The following is a 17,868-nucleotide window of genomic DNA, read 5'->3' on the forward strand; positions in this document are numbered from 1 at the left end:
ATGCTGTCGGCGGGGGTGGACACGGCCACCGTCAAAAAGTTGCACCCCTCCAGGTAGGAGCTGGCCAACCCGTGGGTGTACCAAGAGGTTACAAACGTGGTGCCGGTCAGCCAGCCGCCCAGGGCCAAATAGGCGCAAGGAAACAGCAGCAGCCCCGACCAGCCGATAAACACGAATCTGTCGCGCTTGAGCCAGTCGTCGACGATGTCGAACCATCCTCGCTCCTGGCGCGCGCGCCCTACTGCGATGGTCATAGGACAATTTTCTCCAGAAAAAGACAACCAACCAAAAATGCAGTGCAGCACCGCCCCCAGCATTTCTGAGCGGCACCGCCCTTCTATCTTACGAAAAATTAATAAATTGCAACACTTCTCAGGATGAGGCTCTGCCCCAGCTTGGCCGGCACAGGGATCCCTTGTGTTTTAGGATGGGAAGGGTTTTGCCGGGATCCGCTTGCCTCAGCAGGACGAGGGTCATCGCAACACGGAGGGCATTGTGGTGCAAGCCAGGATTTTGTTTGCAGCGGCGGAGGCTGCCCCCATTGCCAAGGTGGGGGGTATGGCGGATGTGGTGGGATCCCTGCCCGTCGTTTTGCGCAAGCTGGGGCAGGATGTGCGCATCATCATGCCCCTGTACGGGTTTCTCTGGGACAAGTTCGGCCCGGAACCGGGGCAATACCCCCGCTCCAAGGATCCCATCTGGTCTAAACAGGTCATGGGGCAGGTGGCCGATATTTACGAAAGCGTTTTGCCCGGCACCGATGTGCCCCTCTACTTGGTCAGCCACTATTGTTTTGCTCCCCACCGCATCTACTACGGCGAGGACGAGTTCTGGCGCTTTACTTTTTTTGCCAACGCCGTGGCTGAATTTGCCTGGACCTACTACCCTTGGAAACCCAACATCATCCACTGCCACGACTGGCACACCGGCATGATCCCGGCCTGGATGCACCAGGCTCCCGATATCGGCACCGTCTTTACCATCCACAACCTGGCCTATCAGGGGCCTTGGCGTTGGCAACTGGAACGCATGACCTGGCTGCCCTGGTATTTTTCCGCCCACAACACCATGGCTGCCGGGATCCTCTACGCCGACCAAGTGAATACGGTTTCGCCCACCTACGCCCTGGAGATCCGCACCAGCCTCCATGGAGAGGGCCTCCAGGATCTGCTGGCCTGGAAAGGGGAGCGCCTGCGGGGGATCCTGAACGGCATCGACACCGAGAAGTTCGATCCCCGCACCGATCCCGCTCTCGAGGCCAACTTCAGCATCGACGACCTCAGCGGCCGGGCGGTGAACAAGGCGGCGCTCCAGTCTCGCTTGGGTTTGACCGTTAACCCCGACGTGTTCTTGATGGGCATGGTAGCGCGTTTGGTGGAACAAAAGGGGATCGATCTGCTTATCCAAACCCTGGATCGCTTTTTGGCCTATAGCGATTCACAATTTGTCTTGCTGGGCAGCGGGGAAGCCTACTACGAGGGGCGGATCCGGGAGATGGCCGAGCGGCACCCGGGCAGAATGGCCTATCAACAGGGTTACCAGCCGCAACTGGCTCAGTTGATCTATGGAGGAGCAGACGTCTTTTTGATGCCCAGCCGCTTTGAGCCCTGTGGCATCAGCCAGATGATCGCCATGCGCTACGGCTGTGTGCCCATTGCCCGCCGCACGGGAGGGCTGGTGGATACGGTCAGCCATCACATTCCCAGCAAGGGGATCGGTACGGGCTACTGCTTTGATCGCTACGAAGCCCTGGACTTCTACACCTGCTTGGCGCGGGCTTGGGAGGCCTTTCAGCACAAAGACACTTGGCAGGCGCTGCAAAAGCGGGGCATGGCCACCGACTTCAGTTGGCAGCGCTCGGCGCTGGAATACCTGCGCCTGTACGAGCTGATTATGAACTTGCCGCTGAGGCCGGAAAAGACCTCCTCTGAGAATCAGCCCGCCCCCACTTAGCTCTACTCCGTCCAAACAGCCAGCCTCCCAGCAACTTCTGGCTGAGGGGATCCCTGAGCTGCGGCGGAGGCACCCAGAGTGAGATAAAGTAGAACGGGTTAACGAGGTTTTGAGGACTGCCTGCCAATGTTCGGACGACGTCCCGCTGTTATTGGCCAAGGTCGGCGCCAAGACGCCACTGTCCAAGGGCTCAACTTTCTGCGCCGTTCTTGGGCGCGGTTGGCTTTCGGCTTGTTGCTTGGCCTTGTCCTGGGCGTCGGCTCGACTCTCTGGGCCACGGCTCAAGAGCTGCCCCCTGGCCAGCAGCTCATTCCCAACCCGCAGCAGTTTCGGGTCCTAGAACAGCCCAACAATGCCCTCAGCGTGTTGCGGGCTGAACAACTGGCCGCCGAAGCCGATGCCGCCATCCAAGCGCAAAACTACGACCGGGCCATCGAGCTGCTGCAACAGGTGTTCAACGCCTACAACCAGCGCTCCAACTACCACCAAGATCTCTCCCGGGCTTTTGCCGGGATCCAAAACCGCATCTCCGAAGAGCAGCGGGAGCTGGCCCGCGTTGCCGCCCAGGCCCGAGATGAGGCTGCCTACGATCTGGCCGTGGTCTATCGGGCTGCCGGGCGCCCCGAGGAGGCCGTAGCCTGGCTGATTCAGGTCATCAAGAGCCAAACCCCAACCCGGGAGCTAGGCACCCAGGCCTACCAGCAGCTTCTGGAGATCGGCTTCGTCAGCACCCCCTTCCCCTAGCGCTCCTCTCCCAGATGCCGGTAGAAAGCCAGCGCTGTTTGCCCGTAGGCCCGCTGGTCAAAGCGCAGCAGGGATCCCACCTGGTCGGGCAGCTCGTGGCCGCTGCGATGCTCGACAATCAAGGTTCCACCTGGCTTGAGCAAGGGCGGGATCCGCGGCAGGAGCGAGGCGTACAGACCGGCGTCGTGGGGGGGATCAAAATAGACGTAATCAAAGGGATCCAAACCCAAGCCTCGGCTGAGCAGCTTGCGGGCATCTCCCTGGATGACCTGGAAAGATTGCCCCGGCTGCGCCACCTTGGCCCAGTTGGCTCGGATGATGCAACAGGCAGGGGCGGCGATCTCGATCCCGGCCACAAAGGCCGCCCCATGGCACAAGGCTTCTGCCCCTACCGTGCCGGCTCCACAGCAGAGATCCAGCCAGCGACAGCCCTCCACCTGCCCCCGCAAGATGTTGAACAGGGCCTGCCTCACCCGCCCAGGGGTGGGTCGAGTGCCCAGGCCGGCAGGGGTCTGCAGCGCTCGTTTGCCGCTGATACGCAGGCCCATTAGTGTTAGGGGGAGGGAGTCGGTGTAGGCAACTGGCCGGTTAACCCGCTGCGCTGGGCGGCACGATCCCGTTCCATCTGGATCTGCTCCACCAAAGCTTCAGGCAACTGGGCAGCAGCCTGCAGGGCTTGGTCGAAAAGGGGAACTGCCTCCCGGTCTTGGCCCTTGGCAACCAAAATTTGCGCCTTGAGGTAGTAGAGCTCAGGGTTGTTGCAGGAAGCAGCAATGGCCCGCTCCACCGCCTCCAGCGCCTCGTCAAAGCGTTTCATATCCCGATAGGCCAGGGCTTGGCCGCGGTAGGACAAATAGTCAGGCGCTGCCAGGCGAAATTGATTCAACGCTTTCTCCCGATAGGTCAGCAGCAAATCCATATAGCCGTTGAGGAGATTCAGCTCTGGGTCGCTGCTGTCCACGGCCTGGGCGGCCCGGATGGACGCAAACAATTGATTGAGGGTGGGCAATGCCTTGGGCAGCCCGATCACCACCCCCTCCCGCACCACAGTGTTGGCCGCCTCCAGCCCATAGCCCACGCCCTCATACAGGTTGCCGCGCAAGGGATCCGTCTTTTTCAGCTCGGCAGCCACTTGTCGGGTTTGGGTGGCCAACTGGGCAAAAGCATCCAGATCCCCCTCCTGGTAGGCCAGCGCCGCCAACAGGGCATAGACCATTGGCTCGTCGGGGGAAGCTTTCTTGGCTATTTCCAGCTTCTCTCGGCTCTGGGTGTAGCGGCCTGCGCAGAAAAACTCCTCAAAGGCACTAGCCACCTCTGGCTTGATGGGGCGGGCATTGGCCCCGCTGCGAAAAGGATCCTGCGCCCAAACCGGCAAGGCGGATCCCCACACCCAACACAGGATCCCTGCGAGCTTGGCCCCTCTGCCGAACTTGTCGCTTCTCATCCCCTGGCCTCGGCACCCACTACGAACTTTTAGCGAATCGACGCGTCCTTGACCTGCTCTTCAGCGCAGCATTTGCGCAATCGCAGCAATGGCTGCGTCCTGAACCAACTCATTGGTCTCGTGGGCCAGGAGAGCGTGCAAGGGATCCAGGGCGCGCGGATCCCCGATTTGGCCGAGGGCGCGGGCTGCCGCCTCCCGCACCGCCGGTTCGCCGTCAGAAAGCTTGGTCAGCAAAGCCGGCACCGCCTCAACTGCACGCATTTGACCCAACTGATAGATGGTTTGCAGTTGGGCCTCAAGAGGGGTTGTCGCAGCTGTAGGAACAGAGCCGTACACAGAGATGCCAGGAGAGTAGCCGTAGGAGCCCCGGCCCGCCATGGCGATGGCCGAAAGGGCCTGCAACGCCTCTAGGGCATGATACCGCTCTGCCTCGTTCATATGCGGCAATTGGGCCACCAGGTTGTCAAAGGCTTGCTGTACAGGGTCAGCAGCCGCAGCCTGTTGGACAATGCGAGCAAGGTTTTGGTCGGCCCGCATCTGTTGCCAAGACTGGAGCATCGCCAAGCCGGCAACCACCAAAGCAGCATCGGCCAAAACAGCCAGCAGTGCCATCCCGCCCCAAATCTTGCTGCGACGGCTGAGCTTTCGCATCTGCTTATCCAGGTAGACGAAAGCCTGGTGCTGCCGCTCCCAAAAGTCAGGGGCCACCTGCAGAGTTTGGGCGCTCAGATCAGGAGACAGAAGGTTTTCCTCGCGGGCCACCTCCAAGCTTTGCAGCCTCTGGTTTAGGCGAGAAAAGTGTTTCGTCCAGAGCCAAGTAAACATCAGATCCCATCCTCTCTCCGAGCCTGCCAATGGAGCCAAATCTCCCTGACACAGCAATCTAGGGACTCGTGCTTGCATCCGTTAAGCGACAGGATAACAAAAGCCTCGGCCCCCCACCACCCGCTCTCGAGCGAAAAAGCGCAGCGCGGAAGCAAGCCATGGCTGCGGTGAAGCGCTCGGTGGTGACCCCCCCATAGACAGCCGCCCGCACCTTAGGCAGGCGGGAGCATAATCCGCTCCGAAAGACCTAGGAACACCGGGTACTGAGCACAGCCGAGCACCGTTCAGCGCTGCATCGAGATCGTCATCCTTCTCTAAGCGATCTTTCTGGCAACGAAGCAATTTTCGGCCCGGCGGCATTTCCCGCCGGAGCAGCATCGCGTTTGCGCCAGCAGACTGTGGGCCCTACGCAGTTGGCTGGACGGACAAAACAACCTGTCTTGTCCACTTCCAGTTCCCCAAACAGAGGATTCCCAGGGGCAACCGAATCCTGGCAGATTCCTTACAATCTACGCTCAGATCAGCTCGCTTACCGGGAAGCGATCCAGCAGTTTTTGGGCTTCGCGAGCGTTTTCCCGCAACTCGGCTGGCAGATGGGGTATGTAGGGAATCTGGGAGAGCAAATCCAGCGTGCGGCGAATCAGGCGCACAATATCCCCAGCATCCAGGTTGGTGCTGGCCTCTAGCTGTTCCCAAGGGATCCCTTGCGCCCAGTGTTCCACGATCCCGGCCAAGCCAGGCTCAAACCCAATCGGCACGTGAAACACCTGGTGTTGCCGCTGGCTGCGGAACAGTTGCCGCCGCAAGCCTCGTAAGCCATGCAGCACATCCTCGACTAGCCCGGAAGTACGCAGCCGGCTGTAGGTACCCGAACGGGGAGGCTCGGCCACCAGGGCAGCGATCACCCCAGCGAAGTGATGGGGAGCACAGCCTAGACATTCGCCAGATAGCAAAGCCAGCGCCAGCCAGAGCTCGTTATCTCCCCGCAGAGCGGCTACCACCTCTCCGCTGGCGGTAGGTTGATACTCCCGCAAACAGTCGAACTCCTGCAACACCCCCACCAAGGCCATAAATTGCTGCCAGCGCAACTCCTGTACCGAGTCGCTTTGCCGCTCCAGGTGCTGCAGACGCTTGCGCAGGCGCTGGCGCTTTTCCTGTAAACCCAGCAGCTTTTTCCCAACCCTGTGGGCAGGGTTTGCGCGGATGCGGGCTTCCAGGGCGCGGATCTTTTCCTCTTGGGCTTGGATGTGGGGAAAGGCCAATAGGCGCAGGGTGGGATCCGGCTCGGCTTCTCGCTGTTTGAGCAGGTAGCGCAAGATGCGCCGCTCTTCCCGCCGTTGCGCCTGCACTTTCTCGTAGCGGGCGATATCTTCGTCGGAAATACCCTCCAAGAGGCGGTCGATCTCTTCCAGCTCGGCGCGGGTGTGCTGGAGCTCCTGTTGTTCGGGCAGCTTTTGCAGCGAGAGCAAATACTGGCCAAAGCTGCGGTTAATGAGATCCCGCGCCGCCTCCAGAGAGTGCTTTTGCAGCAAGTTCAGCACCATGCCATAGGTGGGGGTAAACTGGCTCACCAGGGGATCCGCTCCTGCCGTGGCCAGCCGCGCCGCCTCTTGCGCCCCCTCAAAGGGAGATTGCAAGGTCACCACGTGCCCGATCACATCTTTGCCCCGTCGTCCGGCCCGGCCCGACATTTGCATAAACTCAGAGGCAGTCAGGAGGCGATGGCCGTTGTCGGTGCGCTTGGAGAGGGAGGAAATCACCGTCGTGCGGGCGGGCATGTTGATCCCGGCGGCCAAGGTCTCGGTGGCGAAGACCAGCTTCACCAACCCCTGCTGAAACAGGTGCTCGACCAGGCCCTTCCAGGCGGGCAACAGGCCGGCATGGTGGGCGGCAATCCCCCGGTAGAGGGCATCCAGTTGATCCCGACGCACGGCTTCCGGCGTTTCCCGGCAAAAGCGGTCGATCTGCTCGGCCAACTGCTGCCGTTCTGCCTCGCTGGCGATCAAGTCCAAGTTCCCCACGCTGGCCACCGCCAGGTCGCAGCCTTTGCGGCTGAAGATGAAATAGATGGCCGGCAACATGTCCCGCTGGCGCAGGTTTTCCACCACCTGCACCATATCCGGCACCCCCCCATAGGAGGACTGGCCGGACTTGGGGAGTTTGCTTTTTAGGCGGCGATTGCAAACCCACTGGCCCGACTCCGTTTGTTCCAGCAGGGGGAACAGCCCTTTGCGATTGGCAAAGTGAAATTGCAGCGGCACCGGGCGATGGCTGGAGTCGATCAGTCGCGTGGGGCCATGCACCTGGTTCATCCAGTCGGTGAGCTGGTCGCTGTTGGCCAGCGTGGCCGAGAGGGCAACAAGCTGGATGTGGGCAGGGCAGTAGATGATCGCCTCTTCCCAGACGGTGCCTCGCTGCTGGTCGTTCATGTAGTGGCATTCGTCCAGGATCACCGCCTGCACGTCTTGCAAGGGATCCCGGCTCAGGGCCTCCGCCTGCTCCCACGCATCCATCTCGCTGGCGTAAGCCCCCTGTTGGACAGCCAGAGAAAGCGGCGTGCCGTAGAGCATGTTGCGGAAGATCTCGGTGGTCATCACCAAGATGGGCGCCTCCCGGTTGATGGAGATGTCGCCGGTGAGCAGGCCAACCCGCTCTGGGCCAAATTGCTGGCCGAAATCGCGAAACTTCTGGTTGGAAAGAGCCTTCAGAGGAGTTGTATAAAAAACCCGCTTGCCTTGGGACAAGGCCCGATAAATAGCATATTCTCCGATCAGCGTCTTGCCGGATCCCGTAGGTGCACAGACTACCACCGATTCCCCAGCTGCTAGAGCTTGAATCGCTCGGATTTGAAACTCATCCAGCTCAAAAGGGAAAAGCCTGCGCAACTCGTCCAGCAAGTCGGTTGCCGGGGAGAGAAGCGGGTTCATGGGATCCGAAAAGTCATCAGAAAACAACCTAAAAGCTAGCCACCTCGCTGCCGCTTGTGTGCTATATCTCCCAGGATACAAGCTTGATCCGGGTGTTGGCTCGGGGCTGCGAGTCTTGCCGCTGGGGGAGACCCAAGCCTGGGCAATGCTAAAATGAGGTGCCGTCGCCGGGTGCCATCGTGCTGGTTGTAATCGACAACTACGACAGCTTTACCTATAACCTGGTGCAATACCTGGGGGAACTGGGGGCACCGATGCAGGTTTTTCGCAATGACGAGATCTCAGTGGCCGAGCTGCGCCAGATGCAGCCGGAGGCTGTAGTCATCTCGCCGGGGCCGGGACGACCAGAGGATGCCGGCATCTCGCTGGAGCTAATTCGGGAGCTGGGGCCAGAGTTGCCCATTTTGGGTGTCTGTCTGGGGCACCAGTGCATCGGCCAGGTCTACGGTGGCCAGATCGTGCGCGCCCCTGAGTTGATGCACGGCAAAACTTCGCTGATCTACCACCAAGGGGTGGGGGTATTTGAGGGGCTAAGCCGGCCTTTTGCGGCCACCCGCTACCACAGCTTGGCCATCGAGCCCTCCACCTGTCCTGAAGAGCTGGAGGTGACGGCTCAAACGGACAGTGGGATCATCATGGGGATCCGCCACCGCCGCTACCCTCACGTGCAGGGGGTGCAGTTCCACCCAGAAAGCATTTTGACCACAGAGGGCAAGCGCCTGCTAGGCAACTTTCTGCGCCTGGCTCGGCACCATGGTTCGGGATCGCCCCAGCCGGCGGCTGCCGTCGTCGCGTCAGGGATCCCGTGCCCATGAAGCGTCGCCAACTTTTGCAAGCCAGCGCCGGCCTGCTGGGATCCCTTGCCGTAGGGGGTCAGCGGGCGGGTGCTCAAACAGGGGGATCCCTGGAGTTCACCCCCCAGAGCCTGCAACTGACCTGGCTGCACCACAGTTGCGTTTTGTTCGAGGGGGAGGGCAAGCGTTTTCTGGTCAACCCCTTCCGCCCGGCGGGCTGTACAGCCGGCTACCCTGCTCCCAGCGTTGCTGCCGATCTGGTGCTGCTCAGCAGCCGTCTCCTGGACGAAGGGGCTTTGGACGTGGTGCCGGGCAACCCCAGGGTGCTGTTTCAGCCGGGGGACTACTTCATCGACGGGATCCGCGTGCAGGGGGTGCGCATGCCGCGGGGCCCCCGCTTTGGCCTCAACGTGGGCTGGCGCTGGCGCATGGCCGGGATCGACATTGTCCATTTGGGAGGGGCACTGCAGCCCATTGGCCGGGAACAGTCCATCCTGCTGGCTCGCCCTGACCTGTTGCTGGTGCCGGTGGGGGGTGGGCCGAAAAACTACGATCCCGCCGCGGCCAAGGCGGCCATCGAAGCGCTGCAGCCCAAGTTGGTCATCCCGACTATGTACCGCACCGCCGCCGCCGAGGAGTCCCAGTGCGAGCTGCAGCCTCTAGAAGCGTTTTTGCGCCTCTTTCCCGCCGCTGCCGCGCAACCTGCCCTCAGCAACCCCTTGCTGCTCTCGGCCCAGGCCCTGCCCAGCCAAGGGATCGCCATCCTGTTCTTTGAGGAGTAGGGCCATGAGGCGCAGGCGGTGGGCTGTAGGTGTCGGGTTGGGATCCCTGCTGCTAGGCGGTCTGGGGCTCTATGGGTACAGCTTGCCGGCAGATCCCCAGGCTCTGGCCACTGCCAACCCGCTGCGGCTGCAGTTGGCCCTCTGGCTGGGGAAAGACGCCAACGCCGTTGAGGAGCGGGGCAAGACGGCTCTGTTCTTCGTAGAAAGCGGCCTCAACACCCGCCTTTTGCTGGCTGCCGGGGCGGATCCCAACCGGTTGGATCGCGGCGGGGCCAGCCCCCTGCACCAGGCTGCCCGCCTGGGCAACGCTGAGGTCACCCAAGCCTTGCTGGAGGGAGGGGCTGACGTCAACGCCTGCTTCGGGGCAGGCGGCTTGGCCCTGCATTTTGCCGCTTGGTCGGGCAACCCTGAAGTGGTGCGGCTGCTGCTGGAACATGGCTCTGAGATCGACGAGCCGGACGGCTACGGCCTCACCCCTTTGCAAATTGCCCAGGACATGCGCCGCTGGGAAGCGGCGATTCTGCTTTCCCAATGGCCCCGCCCCAACCATAAGGACAATCCCTGAGCCAGCCCTACCACCCCAGCACCCAGGCGAAGATCAAAGGCGCCACGATGGTGGCATCCGACTCGATGACGAACTTGAGCGTGTCGACCCCTAACTTGCCCCAGGTGATCTTCTCGTTGGGCACCGCCCCCGAGTAGGAGCCGTAGCTGGTGGTGGAGTCGCTGATCTGGCAGAAATAGCCCCACAGAGGGATCCCCTTGCGGCCCAGGTCTTGGTGCAGCATGGGCACTACGCAGATGGGAAAATCCCCGGCAATGCCGCCGCCAATTTGGAAGAAGCCGATGGAGCACTCTGCCGAGGTGCGCGTGTACCAGTCCGCCAGGTGGATCATGTACTCGATGCCCGTGCGGACGGTATGGACATGGCGGATCTCGCCGCTGATGCAGTGGGCAGCGTACATGTTGCCGGTGGTGGAGTCCTCCCAGCCCGGTACGTAGAGGGGCAAGTCGGCCTCCATGGCCGCATAGACCCAAGAATCCCGCGGATTGATCTGGTAGTAGGGCTCCAGCCGGCCGCTGCGCAGGATGCGGTAGATGAACTCGTGCGGGAAGTAGCGCTCCCCCGCCTGATCGGCAGCCGTCCACTCTTCCAGCAGAGCTTTTTCCAGGCGCCGCATCGCCTCTTCTTCGGGAATGCAGGTATCGGTTACCCGGTTCAGGTGCCGCTCCAGCAGCTCCTGCTCCTGCTGCGGGCTGAGATCGCGGTAGTGGGGCACCCGCTCGTAGAAGTCGTGGGCGATGAGGTTAAAGATGTCTTCCTCCAGGTTGGCGCCGGTGCAGGAGATGGCGTGCACCTTGTTCTGCCGAATCATCTCGGCCAGAGAAAGGCCCAGCTCTGCCGTGCTCATGGCGCCGGCCAGGGTCACCATCATCTTGCCGCCTTTCTCCAGGTGAGCAGCGTAGCCCTTGGCGGCATCCACCAGGGCGGCGGCGTTGAAGTGGCGAAAGTGATGCTTAAGAAATTGGCTGATAGGACCTTTGGCCACTGCTTCTGCGGTTATCATGGTTGGGTTTCTAAGCAAGGCGGGTTCGCCTTCCCAAGGCACAGACTTCGTATCATAGCCAAACCTAAGAGCGCTGGCAAGCTTTTAGGGATCCCTTCAACCTTTTGTTTTGGACATTGCCGGCATGGCCATTGCTCTAGAGTACGTTCGCGAGATCTACTATCGGCCGCTGCTGCAGTTGGTGTACGAGGCGCAAACGGTGCATCGGCAGCACCATCCGCCTGGCCGGGTTCAACTCTGCGCCCTGGTCAACATCAAGTCGGGCCGCTGCCCGGAAGACTGCGCCTATTGCCCCCAAAGCGCCCGCTACTCGACAGGGATCGAGACCTACCCCTTGATCTCGCTGGAGTCGCTGCGTCAGCAGGCCATGGCCGCCCAAAGGGCCGGCGCCACCCGGCTGTGTATGGGCGCTGCCTGGCGGTCGGCCCCGGCAGGGGAGGCGTTTGAGCGGGTGTTGGAGATGGTGCGCCTGGTGCGCAAGCTGGGGATGGAAGCCTGTGTCACCCTGGGGATGGTGTCGGCTGCCCAGGCGCAGCAATTGGCGGCGGCGGGTCTGACGGCCTACAACCACAATCTGGACACCTCGCCGGCGTTCTACCCCCGCATCATCACGACGCGCACCTATCGGGATCGCCTGGAGACACTGGCCCATGTGGCGGCAGCCGGCCTGCAGATCTGCTGTGGCGGCATTGTCGGCCTTGGGGAAAGCGACGAAGACCGCATCGGCCTGCTGCACGTTCTGGCCAACCTGACGCCGCCCCCCACTTCAGTGCCCATCAACGCTTTGGTTCCCGTGGCCGGCACGCCCCTAGGCCAGCTTCCCCCGCCCGATCCGCTGCTGCTGGTGCGCACCATCGCCACGGCCCGCCTGCTGCTGCCCACCGCCCAGATCCGGCTCTCGGCAGGGCGAAAAAACCTGTCCGAGAGCGAGCAGGCGTTGTGCTTCTTGGCGGGGGCCAACTCCATCTTCACCGGGGAAAGGTTGCTGACCACGCCCAATCCGGGCCAGGCTGCCGATGCGGCTTTGCTCGAGAAGCTGGGCCTGCAACCTCTGTAGAGGCATCTCCCCTTGCCCTTTCGGGATCCCTGCTTGTAACAATCTTTGCAGAAAATCGAACCCTCTTAACCCTGTCGGCAGCCATGCCAGAATGGTGGCGACAGTGTTCTTCAGGGTTGTCCATGTCTCCTGTCAGCACTGCCGAGCCCCTTGCCGAAGTCCAATCCCCTGAGGCGGCTGCTGCTTCTCCTCCCCAGCCCTTGCCGGGGGAGACTGGGGAGCCGTCAAGGGGGGGGTTCTTTTGGGGATCCCTGCGGCGCTGGTGGTCTCGCTGGAAACAAAAGCTGCGCCTGGAGACCCAGTTGCTCTTTGTGGCCACGCTGGTGGTCTCGCTGGTGGTGAGCAGCTTCACCTTCTGGGCCGTCAGCACCGTGCAGCAGGATGCGCGCTTTAACGAAGCCCGCTTTGGCCGGGATCTGGGGCTGCTGTTGGCGGCCAATGTCGCCCCCCTGATCGCAGAAGATCGCATTGGCGAAGTGGCCCAGCTGTCGCGGCAATATTTTGAGAGCACCAGCAGCATTCGCTATTTGCTCTATGCCGACCCGGAGGGGAACATCTACTACGGGATCCCGTTTTCCAACCAGGAGGTGAAAACCTCCCTCAGCCTTACCCGTCGCATCCAACTGCCGGACAACCGCCCGCCTGCCGAGGGTCAGCCGCTGGTGCGCACCCACCTCACCCCTGCCGGGCGGGTGACGGACATTTTTGTCGGCATCTATCATCAGGGCCGCTTTTTGGGCACCCTCGGCCTTGGCATCAACCCCAACCCCGCCCTCGTGCGCTCGACGCAACTGGCGCGGGAGGTCGCGATTGGAGTGTTCTTGGCGGTGTGGGTTCTGGCCATCCTGGGAGCCGTGGTCAACGCCCTCACCATTACTTACCCCATCAAAGCACTGGTCAAGGGCGTCCAGGAGATCACCAAGGGCAACTTCAAGCAGCGCATCGACCTGCCCTTTGGGGGAGAGCTGGCCCAGCTCATCGACAGCTTTAACGAGATGGCGGAGCGGCTGCAGAGCTACGAGGAGCAGAACATCGAAGAACTGGCCGCCGCCAAGGCCAAGCTGGAGACTTTGGTTTTCTCCATCGTCGATGCCGCCATTTTGCTGGACGCTGAGTTTCGCGTACTCTTGCTCAACCCGGCGGCTTCCCGCATGTTCGGCTGGGAGGGCGAGCCTGTTTTGGGCAAGCCCTTGCCGGAGCTGTTGCCCGAGGATCTGCGGCAGCAGTTGGCCCGCCCCCTGATGCAAATTGCCCGCGGGGATCAAGAGGCAGAGGAAATTCGCGTCAACCTCAGCGGCCCCACCAAGCGCGTCATCCGCATCCTGCTGTCGCCGGTGTCGGATCCGCGGCGGCAAAACCTCAAGGGGCTCGTGATGACGGTGCAGGACATCACCCGCGAGGTGGAGCTCAACGAGGCCAAGGCCCAGTTCATCAGCAACATCAGCCACGAGCTGCGCACCCCACTCTTTAGCATCAAGTCCTTCATCGAGACCCTCTACGAGTACGGCGAGCAGATGTTGCCAGAGGAGCGGCTGGACTATCTGGAAATTGCCAACCGCGAAACCGATCGCCTCACCCGCCTGGTCAACGATGTGTTGGATTTGTCCCGTCTGGAGTCGGGGAAACAGTACCACTTCGAGGCTGTCGATATTGCAGCGGTGATCGAGCAAACCCTGCGCACCCACCACCTGCAAGCCCGCGACAAAGGGATCCAGTTGCGCAAGTTCGTCGATCCGGATCTGCCCCTGGTGTGGGGCAACTACGATCTGCTGCTGCAAGTGATGACCAATCTCTTGGGCAATGCCCTCAAGTTCACGCCCTCGGGAGGGCTGGTGACGGTGCATGCCCACCCGGTCGTGCAGGCGGATGGATCCCCGCAGGCGGTGCGGGTGGCGGTGGCCGATACGGGCATCGGCATTGCCCCGGAGGATCAGGAGCGGATCTTCGACCGCTTTTTCCGGGTGGAGAACCGCGTCCACACCCTGGAGGGCACCGGCCTGGGCCTGGCCATCGTGCGCAACATCCTGGAGAAACACCACACCCGCATCTGCCTGGAAAGCAAGCTGGAACAGGGATCCACCTTCTGGTTCGACCTGCACCTCTACACCGAAAACGGGCCGCTGGAGTTTGCCGCCCAGCCAGGCGAAACGGATCCCCCCAGTTGCCGCTGGCGGGAGGACTCCCGTCACACCCATCAATCTTGAGGAGCAGAAATGGACAGCCTACCGGCAATTTTTTGGGATTGGGCCTCAGCGCTGCCTGCGGCTTTCGCATTTTTGTGCCGCTGTTGGTGATGAACCTGGCAGCTCGCTCCGGGCATCTGCCGTTGGCTCCCGATCTGCAGTGGATTGGGTCGGAAGAGGCGCTGTCGGTTTTTGCGGTGGCTACCTTTTTCGAGGTTGCTGCCTACTGTGTACCCTGGGTGGATAACCTGCTGGACGTGGTGGCAACGCCGGTGGCGGTAGCGGCCGGGATCCTGGTGATGTCGGCGGCAAGGGATCCCTCTACACTGGAGAAGGTTTTGAGTTGTGAGGGGTTGCTGCCATGCCGCCTCGCTGGCCCCGGAAGCCCTCCCGTCGGGATCCTGAGTTTCGCAAGCTGGATGACCGCTACACCTACGCGGCGCATCTGGCTGTTTTTCTCTGCAGCGCGTCGGGGCTGGTGTTTTTCCAGCAGCTGTATCGGGCGGATTGGCCGTGGCTGCTGCCGCTGTTGGGCGGGTGGGGCCTAGGCCTGGGGATCCACAGCTTCTGGATCTTTTTTGTGGCCCGCTATCCTGCCGATCCGGGTTTGGTGGAGCTCCCCCCCGAAGCCAACGAAGACTCTGCAGAAGCCGGCTAGCGGCCTCCTTCAAGGGGAGCCAGAAGAGAAGAGGCGCTGTCGTCGTTGCCGCTGCAGCAGCAGGGGGGAAAGGTCGCTCTCGTCGTAGATATCCCCCACCAGCTCTTCCAAAATGTCCTCCAGCGTAATGAGGCCGGTGGTGCCGCCAAACTCATCCACCACGATCCCCAGGTGTTGGCGGGAGCGCAGCATCTCTTTGAGCAGCAGGCTGACGCGCTTGGTCTCGGGCACAAAAAAAGGCGGGGACATGGCCTTGGTCACCTCGGCATTGCCCTTTTGCTCCAGGTAGCGCAGGGCCTGCTTGAGGTGGATGACGCCGACGATCTCGTCCTTGGATTCCCCCTGCACGGGGATGCGGGAGTAGCCCGTCTCCAGGCAGAGCTTCACCACATCCTGCAGCGTTTTGTCGTGGGAAATGGTCTCCATTTTTACCCTTGGCTTGGCCACATCCCCAGCCTGGAGCAAATCCAACGCCAGCGCCCCGCGAAACAGGCGCCGTTTTTGCCAATCCAGTAGCCCTCGCTGCCCCAGCACATCGATCAACAGCTCCAAATCCTTGAGGGAAGCGGTGGCTGTCAGCGGCGAGAGCTCCAACAGGTTGAACAGTCTCCTGACAACCCACTCAGAGGCAGCGGTAAAAGGGCGCAGCAGCACCGAGAGGACATGGACAGGCCGCACCACCCAGCGGAACACTGCCAGCGGATGGCTCACCGCCAAAGACTTGGGCGCCACTTCCCCCACCAGGAGCACCAGGATCGTGGTGGGCACGGTGGCGGCCAAAGCTCCAAACTGGGATCCCAGCAGCTCAATAGAGATGGTGGTGGCTAGGGCGGCAATGCCGATGTTGACAAAGTTGTTCACCAACAACAGGGTGGTGATCATCCGTGAGCGCTGTTGTTGAGCCAGTCGATAGAGGCCTTGCGGATCCCCTTGTTCTTCGATCAGGGACTCCAAGCGCAGGTTGTCCATAGCCGTGATGGCGGTTTCCGCTCCGGAGCAGGCCCCTGAGAGGAGAAGCAGAAAAGCCAGGAGGAGGACATTACCCATAGTGCTCGCGGCTACCCAGAGCCGGATACGAGTGATTTGGGCCGAGGGGGAGCAGGGCAGGCCAGTATCTCTTCGTCAACAGGATTCCTACCTTAGCGGTTCTGGCCAAGCGCATCGCCCCCCCAAGGCTCAACACCTCAGAATTGAATTGGCCCCATCTCGCAAGCTTGAGAAAATCTTCAGGGTTCAGATAACTTCAGATAATATCGAAATGGGCTGCCCCGGATCGCTCCAAAAGCTGCCGGTACAGCCTCACAATTTTGTCTTCCACCTCAGCTTGGCTCAGGTGATCCGTGTCGATCAGAATGGCATCGGGGGCAGGCCGCAAGGGAGAGATAAGCCGCTCGCTGTCGCGGCGATCCCGCTGCTCGATCTGAGCTTTTAACTCTTCGAGGGACACCACTTGTCCTTGGGCTTGCAGTTGGTGTTGCCGGCGCTGGGCCCGCTCCCCCACCGAGGCGGTCAAAAAGACTTTCAGCTCGGCATCAGGAAAAACATGGGTGCCGATATCTCGCCCCTCCAGGACGGCCCCCCCATCCCGTCCAATGAGGCGTTGCCGCTTCACCAGCTCCTGCCGTACCCCCGGCACTGCCGCCACCTGAGAAACCCATCGGGTCACCTCTGGGGAACGAATGGCCTGGGTAACTTCCTCACCGTCGGCCCAGATGCGGGTGGGTTCGTCGGCCGAGGGGCCACTTTGTAGGGTTAGTTGGGTTTGGGCAGCCAGTTGGGTCAGTTGCTCGGCGTCGTCCAACGGGATCCCCCGCTGCAGCGCCAGCCAGGTGATGGCCCGGTACATCGCCCCCGTATCCAGGTACAAGAGCTGCAGTTGAGCGGCCACTGCCCGCGCTACGCTGGACTTCCCGGCCCCTGCCGGTCCGTCGATGGCAATCAGCGGGCGACGCCCCCTTTTCGGGGAAGGAGGCACTGCACTCTGCTGTTCTTGGAGCAAGGGATCCACCCCTTCCGGGGAAAGGAGCAGGTTGTCGATGAGGCGAGTTTGCCCTACATAGGCGGCGATGGCCAGTAGCCCCTTATCTTTCACCTCCGATAGGGGCTGGAGGGTTTGCGGATCCACCAATTCCAGATATTGCACGCGCAGCTCGGGGGTGCGCTCCAGCTCAGCACGGGCGGCGGCCAGGATCCCTTCGGCGGAGGGATCCCCGGCTTGCCAGTGGTCGTAACCTCGGCGCAGGGCGCGGTACAGGCTGGCGGCCACCTGCCGCTCCACTGCCGAAAGGTAGCGGTTGCGGGAGCTGTAGGCAAGGCCGTCGGCTTCTCGCACGGTGGGGCAAGGGACAATGGTGGTGGGAATTTGCAGATCTTGAACCAGCCGCTGGATAATTGCCAGTTGCTGGGCATCCTTTTGGCCAAAATAGGCCCGCTGCGGCTGCACCAGGTTTAGCAGTTGCAGCACAATGGTGGCCACGCCGCGAAAATGCCCCGGTCGGTGGGGGGCGCAGAGGGTCTGCAAAAGGGACTCAGGAGGCATGACCCAGGTGCGATCGCCGGCAGTGGCCGGGTCGGCCCCCATCTCCTGCGGGTCGGGGGCAAACACCACATCCACGCCCGCGGCTTCACACAGAGCCCGATCCCCTTCCTCGTCGCGGGGGTAGCGATCCCAGTCTTCGTTGGGGCCAAATTGGAGGGGGTTGACAAAGATGCTGACCACCGTGTGGTCACACTCTTGGCGGCAGCGGCGAATTAGGCTGAGATGTCCTTCGTGCAGGGATCCCATCGTTGGCACCAGGCCTATGGTAGATCCCCGCCAGCTCGCTACCTGCTCCCGCAAAGCCGCCACCGTGCGCAGCCACTGCATCGCCATGCCACCTCACCTGCTGAGCCACTCTCTTGCCGACGGTTTGGTGCCAGCTTTTTCCTCCCTG

General features: G+C 61.8%; 16 protein-coding genes and 1 pseudogene. 9 read left to right on the top strand and 8 right to left on the bottom strand.

From position 1 onward, the window contains the following. Positions 1 to 254: pseudogene (locus ACVWXC_RS10235) on the bottom strand (photosystem II D2 protein (photosystem q(a) protein)); the annotation flags it as partial. Positions 255 to 498: 244 nt separating this feature from the next. On the opposite strand from ACVWXC_RS10235, the gene glgA reads away from it, so the two are divergent. Together glgA and ACVWXC_RS10245 are read left to right on the top strand one after the other, a co-directional pair. Then, positions 499 to 1,953, top strand: coding sequence for a glycogen synthase GlgA (gene glgA, locus ACVWXC_RS10240; protein ID WP_099813309.1), 1,455 nt, complete (start codon positions 499 to 501; stop codon positions 1,951 to 1,953). A gap of 126 nt (positions 1,954 to 2,079) precedes the next feature. Further along, complete coding sequence (locus ACVWXC_RS10245; protein ID WP_457392564.1) at positions 2,080 to 2,697, top strand: hypothetical protein; 618 nt, start codon at positions 2,080 to 2,082, stop codon at positions 2,695 to 2,697. Here the strand turns inward: ACVWXC_RS10245 and rsmD are convergent. The 4 genes from rsmD to ACVWXC_RS10265 all read right to left on the bottom strand — a co-directional run bounded on the left by rsmD (position 2,694) and on the right by ACVWXC_RS10265 (position 7,893). Beyond that, positions 2,694 to 3,245: a 16S rRNA (guanine(966)-N(2))-methyltransferase RsmD gene (gene rsmD, locus ACVWXC_RS10250; RefSeq protein WP_457392561.1), complete on the bottom strand. Its 552-nt coding sequence runs from the start codon at positions 3,243 to 3,245 to the stop codon at positions 2,694 to 2,696. The genes ACVWXC_RS10245 and rsmD overlap by 4 nt on opposite strands. A 5-nt stretch (positions 3,246 to 3,250) precedes the next feature. Next, entirely contained in the window at positions 3,251 to 4,141 is an 891-nt protein-coding gene (locus tag ACVWXC_RS10255; RefSeq protein WP_457392558.1) for a Sll0314/Alr1548 family TPR repeat-containing protein, read from the bottom strand. Positions 4,142 to 4,201: 60 nt separating this feature from the next. After that, positions 4,202 to 4,966, bottom strand: a complete 765-nt coding sequence (locus tag ACVWXC_RS10260) for a HEAT repeat domain-containing protein (protein ID WP_228375357.1) — start codon at positions 4,964 to 4,966, stop codon at positions 4,202 to 4,204. Positions 4,967 to 5,481: 515 nt separating this feature from the next. Beyond that, complete coding sequence (locus ACVWXC_RS10265; RefSeq protein WP_457392555.1) at positions 5,482 to 7,893, bottom strand: DEAD/DEAH box helicase; 2,412 nt, start codon at positions 7,891 to 7,893, stop codon at positions 5,482 to 5,484. Between the two features lie 179 nt (positions 7,894 to 8,072). On the opposite strand from ACVWXC_RS10265, the gene ACVWXC_RS10270 reads away from it, so the two are divergent. The 3 genes from ACVWXC_RS10270 to ACVWXC_RS10280 are packed head-to-tail and all read left to right on the top strand — an operon-like array spanning position 8,073 to position 10,034. Further along, the gene (locus tag ACVWXC_RS10270; protein WP_011431437.1) at positions 8,073 to 8,708 is read left to right on the top strand and encodes an anthranilate synthase component II; all 636 of its coding nucleotides are present in this window, start codon (positions 8,073 to 8,075) and stop codon (positions 8,706 to 8,708) included. Then, entirely contained in the window at positions 8,705 to 9,469 is a 765-nt protein-coding gene (locus tag ACVWXC_RS10275; protein WP_041438624.1) for an MBL fold metallo-hydrolase, read from the top strand. The genes ACVWXC_RS10270 and ACVWXC_RS10275 overlap by 4 nt, the downstream gene beginning before the upstream one ends. A 4-nt stretch (positions 9,470 to 9,473) precedes the next feature. Next, positions 9,474 to 10,034, top strand: coding sequence for an ankyrin repeat domain-containing protein (locus ACVWXC_RS10280; protein WP_011431439.1), 561 nt, complete (start codon positions 9,474 to 9,476; stop codon positions 10,032 to 10,034). Between the two features lie 7 nt (positions 10,035 to 10,041). Here the strand turns inward: ACVWXC_RS10280 and ACVWXC_RS10285 are convergent, their stop codons facing one another. After that, positions 10,042 to 11,037 (bottom strand): deoxyhypusine synthase family protein, encoded by a 996-nt coding sequence (locus tag ACVWXC_RS10285; RefSeq protein WP_457392550.1) that lies wholly within the window; start codon positions 11,035 to 11,037, stop codon positions 10,042 to 10,044. A gap of 124 nt (positions 11,038 to 11,161) precedes the next feature. Here ACVWXC_RS10285 and bioB point away from each other — a divergent pair, with 124 nt between their 5' ends. From bioB to ACVWXC_RS10305, 4 genes are all read left to right on the top strand, one after another. Beyond that, positions 11,162 to 12,094 carry a biotin synthase BioB gene (gene bioB, locus ACVWXC_RS10290; protein ID WP_011431441.1) on the top strand — a complete coding sequence of 311 codons (933 nt, stop codon included), beginning with the start codon at positions 11,162 to 11,164 and terminating at the stop codon, positions 12,092 to 12,094. A gap of 122 nt (positions 12,095 to 12,216) precedes the next feature. Then, the gene (locus ACVWXC_RS10295) at positions 12,217 to 14,298 is read left to right on the top strand and encodes a HAMP domain-containing sensor histidine kinase (protein ID WP_457392547.1); all 2,082 of its coding nucleotides are present in this window, start codon (positions 12,217 to 12,219) and stop codon (positions 14,296 to 14,298) included. Between the two features lie 32 nt (positions 14,299 to 14,330). After that, a complete protein-coding gene (locus ACVWXC_RS10300; protein ID WP_240531054.1) occupies positions 14,331 to 14,825 on the top strand; it encodes a DUF4126 domain-containing protein in 495 nt (164 codons plus the stop codon). Further along, entirely contained in the window at positions 14,753 to 14,935 is a 183-nt protein-coding gene (locus ACVWXC_RS10305) for a hypothetical protein (protein ID WP_414346997.1), read from the top strand. Before ACVWXC_RS10300 ends, ACVWXC_RS10305 begins: the two co-directional genes overlap by 73 nt. Before the next feature lie 9 nt (positions 14,936 to 14,944). Here ACVWXC_RS10305 and ACVWXC_RS10310 read toward each other — a convergent pair whose 3' ends face one another. Both ACVWXC_RS10310 and ACVWXC_RS10315 read right to left on the bottom strand, forming a co-directional pair. After that, entirely contained in the window at positions 14,945 to 15,982 is a 1,038-nt protein-coding gene (locus ACVWXC_RS10310; protein ID WP_099812734.1) for a hemolysin family protein, read from the bottom strand. A gap of 196 nt (positions 15,983 to 16,178) precedes the next feature. Continuing rightward, a complete protein-coding gene (locus tag ACVWXC_RS10315) occupies positions 16,179 to 17,801 on the bottom strand; it encodes a bifunctional pantoate--beta-alanine ligase/(d)CMP kinase (RefSeq protein WP_457392569.1) in 1,623 nt (540 codons plus the stop codon). Between the last annotated feature and the right edge of the window lie 67 nt (positions 17,802 to 17,868).

The sequence above is a fragment of the Thermostichus sp. OS-CIW-20 genome (assembly GCF_054061455.1).